This window comes from Halocynthiibacter sp. (genome assembly GCF_049608145.1).
In the GTDB taxonomy this organism is placed as follows: domain Bacteria; phylum Pseudomonadota; class Alphaproteobacteria; order Rhodobacterales; family Rhodobacteraceae; genus Halocynthiibacter.
Map to the genome: position 1 here is coordinate 25,794 of NZ_JBMYXF010000033.1, position 10,606 is coordinate 36,399.

At 54.5% G+C, this 10,606-nt stretch carries 10 protein-coding genes; all 10 read right to left on the reverse strand.

Annotation, left to right across the window (positions count from 1 at the left end; all coding sequences use genetic code 11):
• Positions 1 to 51: 51 nt before the first annotated feature.
• Positions 52 to 939: a LysR substrate-binding domain-containing protein gene (locus tag ACPGUT_RS10750; protein ID WP_423991209.1), complete on the reverse strand. Its 888-nt coding sequence runs from the start codon at positions 937 to 939 to the stop codon at positions 52 to 54.
• Between the two features lie 57 nt (positions 940 to 996).
• Complete coding sequence (locus ACPGUT_RS10755; protein ID WP_423991211.1) at positions 997 to 2,454, reverse strand: aldehyde dehydrogenase family protein; 1,458 nt, start codon at positions 2,452 to 2,454, stop codon at positions 997 to 999.
• A 5-nt stretch (positions 2,455 to 2,459) separates the two neighbouring features.
• Positions 2,460 to 4,010, reverse strand: coding sequence for a trimethylamine methyltransferase family protein (locus ACPGUT_RS10760; RefSeq protein WP_423991213.1), 1,551 nt, complete (start codon positions 4,008 to 4,010; stop codon positions 2,460 to 2,462).
• Between the two features lie 85 nt (positions 4,011 to 4,095).
• Entirely contained in the window at positions 4,096 to 4,959 is an 864-nt protein-coding gene (locus ACPGUT_RS10765; RefSeq protein WP_423991215.1) for an RDD family protein, read from the reverse strand.
• Positions 4,956 to 5,981 (reverse strand): stage II sporulation protein M, encoded by a 1,026-nt coding sequence (locus ACPGUT_RS10770; protein WP_423991217.1) that lies wholly within the window; start codon positions 5,979 to 5,981, stop codon positions 4,956 to 4,958. Before ACPGUT_RS10770 ends, ACPGUT_RS10765 begins: the two co-directional genes overlap by 4 nt.
• On the reverse strand, positions 5,978 to 7,294 hold the full coding sequence (locus ACPGUT_RS10775; RefSeq protein WP_423991219.1) for a DUF58 domain-containing protein: 1,317 nt from the start codon (positions 7,292 to 7,294) through the stop codon (positions 5,978 to 5,980). Before ACPGUT_RS10775 ends, ACPGUT_RS10770 begins: the two co-directional genes overlap by 4 nt.
• Positions 7,295 to 8,251, reverse strand: coding sequence for an AAA family ATPase (locus ACPGUT_RS10780; RefSeq protein WP_423991221.1), 957 nt, complete (start codon positions 8,249 to 8,251; stop codon positions 7,295 to 7,297).
• Positions 8,238 to 9,572: a hypothetical protein gene (locus ACPGUT_RS10785; RefSeq protein ID WP_423991223.1), complete on the reverse strand. Its 1,335-nt coding sequence runs from the start codon at positions 9,570 to 9,572 to the stop codon at positions 8,238 to 8,240. Before ACPGUT_RS10785 ends, ACPGUT_RS10780 begins: the two co-directional genes overlap by 14 nt.
• The gene (locus ACPGUT_RS10790) at positions 9,565 to 10,344 is read right to left on the reverse strand and encodes a hypothetical protein (protein WP_423991225.1); all 780 of its coding nucleotides are present in this window, start codon (positions 10,342 to 10,344) and stop codon (positions 9,565 to 9,567) included. Before ACPGUT_RS10790 ends, ACPGUT_RS10785 begins: the two co-directional genes overlap by 8 nt.
• Before the next feature lie 3 nt (positions 10,345 to 10,347).
• Positions 10,348 to 10,606 (reverse strand): DUF805 domain-containing protein (locus ACPGUT_RS10795; RefSeq protein WP_423991227.1); only part of this gene is annotated, 259 nt, incomplete at its 5' end.

Below are 10,606 nucleotides of genomic sequence, written 5' to 3' on the forward strand. Positions count from 1 at the left end.
GCGAAATAAGCACCTGATAGATGAGTGAAATTAATCCGTATGCATGATCAGTTATTCACCGCTGCCCTGTTGACGGAACCAGTCGACCACCTCTGTCAGTTGCGGCGTGGCCGGGGTGCTTTCATTGATCAGAAGGTAGTAACCCCGGGTATGGCTGGCGCGATGGGATGACAGGGCAATCAATGCCCCGCTTTCTATTTCGCGATCAATCAGCGGTGACCAGGACAGTGCTGCGCCTTGGCTTTCGGTGGCGCTGCGCAGCAGAACATTTTCGTCATCCATGATGATGCCGCCACTGGTGACTGGGGCGTCCGCCCCCAGAGATTTCAACCAAAGGTTCCATTCGTTCCGGTTGCGATGAAACAGAAGATTATAGTTGGAAAATTCTTCGGCGGTTTGTGGAATGCCAAGCTTTTCAACCAGATCAGGGCTGGCAACCGGTACTGCATGGACCGGTAGAATTGGGTAAATTTTCATATCGGGCCAATCCTGTGGGCCCCACATCAGAAAGATATCTGCGTCACTTTGGGCAATTTCATCTCCTGCGGACACGCGGGTCAGTCGCAATTCTACGTTGGGGAAATCCAGCCAGAACTGCGACAGGCGCGGGGTCAACCAACGAGAGGCAAAAGACGGGCCCACGCCAATGGTTAGAACCGATAGATCGTCTTTCTGGGTAATCTCTGATGCGGTTTTATGGATCATATCAAAGGCCTGACCACAGGTTTGCATCAGCTTTTCACCACGTTCCGTCAGTTCCACTTTGCGGGTGCCGCGGATGAACAAAGGCAGGCCCAGGCTGTCTTCCAGACGTCTGATGTGGTGACTGATCGCTGTTGGCGTGACCAGAAGTTCTTGGCTGGCTTGTTTAAAGCTGCCAAGACGGGCGGCGGCTTCAAAGGCGCGCAGGGCGTGCAGGTTTGGAATTTTGCGTCTCATCCTTCTTATAGATGAGTTTTTCTTATCCTTCGCAAGGTTTTTCCCATGGTTTCAAGCTTAATAGGTGATCACAACGGATTTCTGCGCCGTATAGGATGCCATCGCCGCAAGCCCCTTCTCTCGCCCGATGCCGCTTTCTTTCACGCCGCCAAAGGGCAGGGTGTCGCCACCTTTCAAGAACCCGTTGATAAAGACCTGTCCGGCCTGCACATCGCGGGCATATCGCATGGCTTGGGTGATATCCGGCGTATAAACCCCGGCCACCAGCCCGAATTTTGTGGCGTTGGACATCTCTAGGGCGTGATCGAAATCATCCGCAATATGAGTTGTCAGAACAGGGCCGAATACCTCGGCCTGGGCGATCTCTGCCTGTATGGGCACCCGGCTGAAAATGGTGGGTTCAAAGAAGGCACCATTCGGGAAAGCTTCAGGATTGGCACAACCACCACCCAGTGTGCAATCCAGCCCTTCGGCGCGGGCGCGTCCCACAAAACCGGATACCCGCGTGCGATGTCGCCGCGAAATCAGAGGGCCAAGATCCGGGTCGTTCAACCCATGATCGCAGGCCATGGATTTCGCAAAACCCATCAGTTTGTCAACGATTTCATCATGCACCGATGCGCTGGCAATCAGGCGGGATCCGGCGGTGCAGATTTGTCCCGCGTTAAAGAAAATCCCCCGGGCAATTCCAGCCACAGCATCATCGATGTCAGCGCCATCCAGTACGACAACCGGGGATTTTCCGCCAAGTTCTAGGGTAACACCGGCAATCGGATTTGCTGCTGCCTGCATAACTTTGCGTCCGGTCGCGGTTGATCCAGTGAATGTCACTTGTGCGATTTGGGGATGCGCAGCCAGGGCAGCGCCGGTGCTGCCGTTTCCACAAACCACATTCAACACGCCTGGGGGAATGCCGGCTAGTATCGCCAATTCCGCGATCGCAAGTGCGGTGAGAGGCGTTTCTTCGGCGGGTTTGGCGACAACGCAGGCCCCGGCGGCAAGGGCGGGGGCCGCCCCGCGCGCGAAGGTGGAAATCGGATAATTCCAAGGAAGGATATGTGCGGTGACACCTATGGGTTCCGGTTGTACCCATCCGGTCTGACTGGGCCCCAGGGGAACGGTTTCACCATGCAATTTATCGCAAACACCTGCGTAATATCGGAAATACCGGGCCGTACGATCCACATCGCGCATCGCCTGACTGTAAGGTTTTCCGACATTTACGGTTTCAAGGGCCGCCAGATATTGTGCATCCCGGGTGATCAGATCGGCCAGGCGGAACAACAGCTGTCCACGGTCATAGGGCAGCAAGTTTTTCCATGGGCCATTCAGCGCCTGATGGGCGGAAGATACGGCCTGATCTGTTTCAGAACCGTTGCCGACAGGCAGTGACGCAATTTCCTGGTCTGTGGCGGGATCTGTGATGGCTGATGATGACGCCCCAGAACAAACCTTTTCCCCATGAATTAAATGAAAATTGTATTGCTCTGTTTGTGCCGGATAGCTGTGTTTCAACCGCTTCAGCCCTCCCGTCCCATATTTTGCCGGGTCAGCAGGATGTTGAAATTTTCCCGTACAGCTATATCCGTTGCATCCGTGATATGCCCCGGGAAATGGCTGTTCAAAAGATCCCGGGTTTTTTCACGCGCGGTTTCACCTATGGATTTTGATCCATCTTCTTCCCAATCCGTTGGCGTGCGCCGATCCCCAAGATGAGGGTAGAAATAATCTGACTTCATGCGCGAAAATGTATGCATATGGCCCAGATAATGGCCCTCACCTTTGCAGACTTCGGCAATGACTTCGGCCCCGATGTTTTCTGCGGTGACTTCCACCCCACGAATGGTGCGCAGAATATTTCCTAACATATCATTATCAATGACATAGGCGGAATGCGATACGCCCAGAAGGCTGGATTGCATGCCACAGGCCTGGGTCACAAGATTGCTGCCCGCATGTGCGGCCATAGAGACGGCAAGGCATTTTTCGGCCCCATATTGTGCATCATGGGTTTTGGCATCGGTGATGCCCGCGATGGATGTGGTCGGCAGATCATAGAAACGCCCCATCTGTGCCGCCGCCCCCATCAAGATGGCTTGTTCACCGCCGCCACCACACATAGATCCGGTGCGCAGATCTGCAACCAGGGGTTTGGGGCCAAAGATTGCGGCGACATTCGGATCCACAAGGCGTGCAAAAACCAACCCGGCAAGGGTTTCGGCAATGGCCTGGGTCAGGGATCCGGCGATGGTTGCAGGGCTGGTTGCGCCCGCTTGGCCCGCTGAAATCAATTGTACCGGGAACCCGGCTTTGATGGCCAGTTCCAGTGTTTCAAGGGCTTCTTCAGCAAAGCGCATCGGAGGAACCACATGACAGACCATGACGGTCAGGAAGGGTTTGGCGCGAAAGGCCTCTTCTCCGCCTGCGATCTGATAGCAAAGCTGTGCAATGGATTCGACATATTCCGGTTCGGTAATGCTGATCGATACATGTTTAGAGGTGCCCGCAAGACAGGCATAAGCTGTGTTCAGATCAAGGGACAGATTGTCATGCACATCACGGGCGATGATCGACCGGCTGAAATGATGGATGTTTTCCATCGCATCACACAGACGCGCGGCATCATAGAGATCGCGCAGTGTCCCGTCGCGATATGCCCCGGTTTCAAGATCAAAGACCCCAGGCGCACCACCGCCGGAACTCATATGAACGCGGGAACCGGATAGATCGATTTCTAGGCCGTCTTTCTGTCCATACAGCACAACGTCTCGCCGGGCTTCAGTGATGGTCTTTAGGACCAAGTCTCGGGGGAACAACAGGCGTTTGTCATCGGTGTAAGTGCCGCCTGCCGCGGTCACGAGATCGATCATCGATGGAATGGCCTGTGACAGACCCAGGGTTTCCAGCAAGGACAGGACAGCTTCGTTCACCTGTTCGATTTCATGGGGGGAAAGAGGCGCCATGCGCCCACCACTTACGCCGGGCCAGACGGGAGGTTTCTCAGTGTCCGGATTTTCCGCGATATCCAAACGTTTGCTGCGCCCGCGCCGTCGCGATGTGCCTGCTGACATGTGATTTCCCCATGGATGTTTGGGGAAAGCCTATGTGCAACAGGTCGCGCTGGCAAAACCAAGTTTATCGTCTGTCAGATGACTCTTACTCATCAGCACTGCGGGTGTCGTGAAACTTGTTTTCCCGGGCATCACCGAACAGCTGGCGGCTTTCCAAGAATTCCCGTTGCTGACGGTAGAAATCGGTCAGGAAATGCCAGTAATCTTCGGGCAGGATGCGGTCGGTATATCCGATCTTACGATGGATGGTCTGGGCGATTCTGGACATGCGTTTGATCGCGTCCGGGGTTTTGGGTGGTGCGCGCAGAATCTCTTCCAATGTCTGCAGTTCGTACCGGCCGTAAATTTCCAGATGATGCGGTTCAAAGGCAAATTCGACCCGGTCCAGTTTCGATTTCGCAGCCAGATCAGGCATCAGGATCGCGCGCGGCTGGTCCACAACAAGGGTGCCTGCGATCATGTCCCCAAGGCGTTGGCGGCGTTTGTTAAACAGCGGAACCCCCAGAACCAGCAGCATCCACAACATTAGGGCCATTCCCGTCCAACTGCTTTCAAAACTGCCTGAAAGAAGCGTGGTTAAGGGCATGAAAACCTCGACCTCTTTCATCAGATTGCGGGCGACGATCTGATGTGGGGTCAGGCGGCCACCGTCAGTGCTAACAACTCTGACTTTCACCATGCGTTTGCCCAGCGTACGCCCGTTCCAGACCAGTTCCGAAAAGATGTAATAGGGAATGCGCAGGAAAAAAGACAAAAGCAGAAACAGGGTGGCCATCAGGGACCAGTTGACAAAGCCGATCCAGATCAGAGCCAGGAAAAACAGAAACAGGCCACCAAAGGTGATCACGATATCAAGGATCTGCGCCCCGAAACGTGACCCGGCAGATGAGATGCGAAAGGAAACCGGAACACCTTCGGGCGGGATTAGATCATGGGGGCGACCGCTCATGATGTTGTCTCCTCTTCGCGTCCGGCCAGCATGATCCAGGCCAGCCACATCGCACCAATGCCCCATCCAATAGCAAGACGCACCTCTGTCACCTGTATGATTTGGCGCAAAAAGCCTTCAATCAAAGCGGCTGCAATCAGCATAAGCCCAGAAAGGATCATCAGCTTGACCGCATCAGGACTAGCGCGCCTTAAGGCTTCGCGGCGTGTGACATTACCCGGAAGCAAAACAGCCAAGCCAAGCTGCGCACCACCGGCACAGGCCACGGCAATGGCGGATAGTTCCGTGACACCATGGATCGACAGCCAGCCGAACAATTCATACCCAAGACCGGCCTGGGCAAACAGCCCGAAGAACGCCCCAAGCATCAGCCCGTTGTAGAAAGTCAGCACAAAACTGGGGAAGGTCGCGAAAATACCAAGGGCAAAGATGAAAATTGCGATGCGTGTGTTGTGGGAAAACAGAAAAGACGCAAACACCCCTAGGGTTCCACCATTCCTGTCGTCATGGTCAAAAAGGGTCGAGCGCAGATATTCCGTGCTGGCCCCGGGAACACGACCATCGGCAAGGCCCGGTGACACGAAACTGAAATACCAATCCGGGTTCTGCAGGAACATGACATAGCCAATCACGGCCCCCATGAACATGGTCATGAACCCGATCAGCAAAGGCAGCGAACTGCGACGCACTGCCTGTGGAATGCCACGTGTGAACAGCTTTACAACAACGCCTCGGATGCTTTCCTGGGGGGCATAAACCACCAGATAGGCCCGGGCGCATAAGGCATCAAGATAGGCCAAAAGGGCCTTATCCATAGAAATAGAACGCGCAACAGACAGCGAATTCATTGCCTGACGATACAGGCTTGCAAGGGCTGCGGCCTCCTCATAGGACAGCGAAGCAATGCCCGCGGCTTCCGCCCGGGTGATAAGGCTGTCCAGTTCCTTCCAGCCCTTCTCGCGTTCAGTGCGAAACCGGAAAGACCGCATGGTATTGCGGGGTTCTGTTGCGGAAGAACTCATATACGCTCCTGCGCTTTGATGTCGATATAGCGGGAAATCAGGGACGCGGTCAGGTGACGTGGATGCGTATCAAGGCACAGGATGCCAAGGCGGCGCAACTTATCAAGAACGGCGTCACGTTCGCGCAGGATCTGGCGGGCAGAAACGGATTGGGATACGGCATTCATCGACACATCCGAAGGATGCGCGATGGTGTCCAGGGCCGGATCCTTTAGCGCCACGTATAGGACCAGGTGTTTGCGGGTGATGACGGACAGGTTTTCGACCAACAGTTCTGCGCTGGTGCTGTCAACGAAATCGGAAAACACGACAACCAGCGATCGCCGGTTTAGATACCCATCAAGTCGCGTTAGGCCAAGGGTGTGATTGGTTTCTGCTGTGTCCAGTTTCAGCGCGGCAGAATGTTTCTGGATGTGACCAAAGGCTTTCTTGCCGGGACGAGGTGGGATGAACGTTTGTGGGCGACTGTCAAAATTGTAAAACCCAACATTGTCACCGCCCATACCTCCGGCCCATGCCAGTGAAAGGGATGCGTTAATGGCATGGTCAAGCTTGGGCATCTGATCAATGCGTTCGCCCATCAAATGTCCGCTGTCCAGTGCCACGATGATCTGATGATTGCGTTCTGCACGGGTTTCGCGGGCCACCATGGTGCGCATCCGGGCGGACCGTTTCCAATCGATGCTGCGCGGGTCCATTCCGGCTTGAAATTCGCGCAGCTGATGAAACTCGGATCCTTCTCCGCGCAGGTTCATGTCCTTCAGACCATCCAGCAGCGGTAGCATTTGCGTATGAATTTCACCGTTCAGAACCGGGGCAATATTGGCAACAATATCAAGGCTCAGATCCAGTGGCCAGGATGGCAACATTTCAAACAGGCCAAAGCGCGACATGAACCGCATGGACAGCCGTGTTAGCCTGGCTTGTCCCCGTTCTAAAAGGCGCAGAGACCATTGTACGCCCTGGCTTTGGGCCCCCCTGGGGGAGGTAATGTTTTGTTCGCTTGGTTCTGTCTGGATTTCAACGGAATGATGCAGGCGCAGTGCAATTTCAGAAGGCAGGGCACCTTTTCTTGCAACAATACCCAATTTCAACGTGGCGCTGGTTCCGGTGTAACCGGTTTCAGGCAGGTCGGCTTTCATATCAAAGTTTTTCACTGATGGGGTCAGCAGAAGATCTACCAACCCGATCAATGTGACGATGCCCCAGACCATCACGACAAGCCCCGCCGCCTCTGGTTGGGTCAAGCCGATGAAAATTGTCACGGCGGCCAGTGCAAAGACCAGCGTTATCAGGCGTTTGGAAGGGCGCATCTACCGTGGTGCATCCGTGCGGTTAATAACCGTGCGCAAGACATCATCGGTGGTGTGGCCTTCAATTTCCGCCCCAGGACCCAGAACAAGACGATGGCGCATGGCAGGGATCAAAAGTGCCTGAACATCGTCGGGAATTGCGTAATCCCGCCCGTCCAGCGCGGCTTTTGCGCGTACCGCACCGGCCAGCGCGCTGGCCACACGTGTGGATGCCCCGTGCTGAATGTCGCCATCAGACCGTGTGGCGCGGATTAGATCGACGATATAGGTCAGGATCGTGTCATCCAGACGGATTGAATCGACCAGCGCATGACCCGCATGCAGGGTCGGGCGATCCATCACTTTGCGCAAGCTGGTGCGCCCGCTGTCCGCAGACAAGGGCAGGGCGGCAATGGTGCGTAGAATGTCGATCTCAGTGTCACGATCCGGGAAATCAACGAGGATCTTAAACAGGAAACGGTCCAGCTGTGCTTCGGGCAGGGGGTATGTGCCGTGTTGTTCAATCGGGTTCTGCGTGGCGACGATAAAAAAGTCATCGCCAAGCGGGTGATTTTTACCGTCGATGGTGACTTCGCGTTCGTTCATCGCCTGAAGCAGTGCGGATTGTGTTTTGGGCGGCGCGCGGTTGATCTCATCCGCCAAAAGAATATCGGTAAACACCGGGCCTTTTGTCAGACGGAATTCATTGGTTTCAAAGCTGAACAGGTTGACGCCCAGAACATCCCCGGGCATCAGATCCGGTGTGAATTGCACCCGTCCAAAATCCAGATCCACCACCTGGGCAAGACAACGCGCCACCAAGGTTTTCGCCGTGCCGGGAGGGCCTTCCAGCAGCACGTGACCGCGGGCAAAGATCGAAATCAGCAGCATATCGATCAGCTTATCCTGGCCCTGAACAACAGCGCCAATTTCAGTGCGGATATCGCGGGCGAGGGTCTGGAATTCAGTGAGATCCATGATCGTGCATAACCTTTTTCAACAGAGAATGATAAGTGGTGAGATAGCGCTGGCGCTGATGCGGGGTCATTTCCGGATCATTGGCCAGCAGAATGCTGGTGGTGCGTGAAAATTCCTGCGCAAGCTTTGCATCGCGTCGGGCGATGAGGGCCAGGAAACGTTCTTGTGGGGGGGCTGATGATCCGGTTGCCGGGCCAAAGTTGCGACGGGCCAGGTCTTCGATCTGTGCGCTGACAAAATCTGCCACCATACGGCCATCATTGCCCGATAGGCGCAGCAGGCGTGCCTTGGCTTCAATCGCCGCGCGCTTGGATTGTTCCCGGCTTTTCTGTGTGACTTGTTCCAGGGGGCCAAAACGACGGGCACCGCGCCAGAACAGCATAGCCAGAACAATCAAAAGAACGGCCCAGAACATGGTGAAGGGATAGGTAAAGAACCGGCTGGCCTCTTCGCTGCCGCGATCATAGTCCTGATATTCCTCAGATCGTTCTTGAAGGGTCAGTATATATGGGCTGCGATCAATGTAGATTTCACCGTCACCATTGCGCAATCGTGTCAGTAGGCTGACGGCGAATTCTGCATTTTGCGCCAAAGCCAGGCCATGGTTGTTTAGAACGTCGGGGTCCGACATGAAATAAACAAGAGGGCCGTTGTTGTTGCGCCGACAGGAAATCACGAGGGCATATTTCCCCGTGGAGACGACAGATTTACACCCCTGCGGAAGGTAGCGGCTGTCAAAAAACTGTCCCTGAAACACAGAAACGTCAGCCCCAAATGAGATCATATGTGTGAAGCGTGGACCGTCGCGAAGCAGCCGAATACCTGACAGGTTTAACTGACGTAGTAGTGTATCGAAATCATCAACGGGGATCAGCGACTGATCATGCGCGATGCCCAGTTCGTTTATGGCATTGCGCCATTTGGGCAGAAGGACGACGGAACGTATGTCTGTCAGCTTTTCGTTGAAGTTTCCCAGAGAGATATCACGCAAATTGGCATTGTTTAGATGTTCGGCATCGGTCTCTGGCGTTGGGGAATAGCTGTTCATATCTAGGTCATACAGCGGCAGCACGCGCAGGGAAAATAGCTCGACTTCGGGGCGCAGTCTTGTATTAGAGACGCGGTTGGCAACATCATTTTGCGACAACCACGGACCAAGCCCTTCCAGCCCGGCGGGGGCGCGGTCCAGATTTCTGTCCCGTCCACCCGATCCGAAAAGCGCCAGCAGAAGAACCCCACCCACAAGCAGCGTCAGCACGATGGTCATCAATCCACCGGATTGGTCTTTGCCATGGGGTTCAGGCGTGGTGGTTTCAGCCATTTACACCCCCATTGATCTGTCTCTGGTTCATAGTGCCCAGAATATTGCGGCCCAATTCAATTGCTGCAGAAAAACTGTCATCTGCAACATCGCGGCCACCGTAATGGGCCAGTTCGGCCTGGCGTAAAATAGCTTCGAGACCTGAAATATGCGCCCAGTGTTCGGGCAGACGGGAAAAAGCGCTGCGTTCTGTATCGGATCTGGCGAAACGGGTGCTGGTGGTTTCAGACGCGGCCAATAGGGAATAGCGCAATAAAAGAACCAGGGCTTCTGATCGGTCCTGCATGGCTGCGATTTTGTCCAGAATACTTTGGGGCCCTTTGTGCAGATCATCGCTGGCGATGTTCCATGCATCCGGTGTCTGGGTTTTCTTTGGCTTTGCTTCATAAGGTTCGCGGGACAACAGCGCACCAGAGCCGCCAAATTTTAACCACAGGAAGATGGCCCCCAAAAAGATCAACAATGCAATCACCACACCGGAACCATTCATGGTGGGCATTGAAAAACCGCCATTCCCTCTGCCAGGTTCGGGTCTTTCCTGTCGTGGCCTTGCTGCTTCGCCTTCAATCAGTTGCCCGTCAAGTTCCGTCACATAGGTGACGTCGGTGCGAATGCGGTTTTGATCAGCGATCTCGCGATATTCTTGGGTGGCGTCACTGACTGACGGATCAAGGCTTTCGACGATTGTGTATTTGCCAGCACCATTTTCCTGGGCCGCAAGGGGACCGGAAAACAGCAGGGCAATAAGAAAGAGCGGGCGAAGATATGTCATGGATTAGGAAAAGATATCCTCGCTATTTTGAACGCTTAAAGGGTCGGGGCCATAGGCGTTGTCCCCGTCGGTGCCCTTCATGATTGTCATAACCAAGCTCCATATCCCTGCGAGAAAGCCCACATATGGGATGTTGCTGACAAGCATGGTGACCAAAACAAGCCAACCGGAAAGTCCTTTGTCATGAAAGCGTCGGACCCAGACAGAAATCAAAGGAATATAAACAGCCAGCGCAAGTATGGCGAATACTATAATGATTCCC

What these genes read in the sequence shown, in the direction of transcription:
- ACPGUT_RS10750 (WP_423991209.1), bottom strand. Translation starts at nt 939, where the DNA reads ATGAGACGCAAAATTCCAAACCTGCACGCCCTGCGCGCCTTTGAAGCC.
- ACPGUT_RS10765 (WP_423991215.1), bottom strand. Translation starts at nt 4,959, where the DNA reads ATGAGCGGTCGCCCCCATGATCTAATCCCGCCCGAAGGTGTTCCGGTT.
- ACPGUT_RS10760 (WP_423991213.1), bottom strand. Translation starts at nt 4,010, where the DNA reads ATGTCAGCAGGCACATCGCGACGGCGCGGGCGCAGCAAACGTTTGGAT.
- ACPGUT_RS10770 (WP_423991217.1), bottom strand. Translation starts at nt 5,981, where the DNA reads ATGAGTTCTTCCGCAACAGAACCCCGCAATACCATGCGGTCTTTCCGG.
- ACPGUT_RS10785 (WP_423991223.1), bottom strand. Translation starts at nt 9,572, where the DNA reads ATGGCTGAAACCACCACGCCTGAACCCCATGGCAAAGACCAATCCGGT.
- ACPGUT_RS10775 (WP_423991219.1), bottom strand. Translation starts at nt 7,294, where the DNA reads ATGCGCCCTTCCAAACGCCTGATAACGCTGGTCTTTGCACTGGCCGCC.
- ACPGUT_RS10790 (WP_423991225.1), bottom strand. Translation starts at nt 10,344, where the DNA reads ATGACATATCTTCGCCCGCTCTTTCTTATTGCCCTGCTGTTTTCCGGT.
- ACPGUT_RS10780 (WP_423991221.1), bottom strand. Translation starts at nt 8,251, where the DNA reads ATGGATCTCACTGAATTCCAGACCCTCGCCCGCGATATCCGCACTGAA.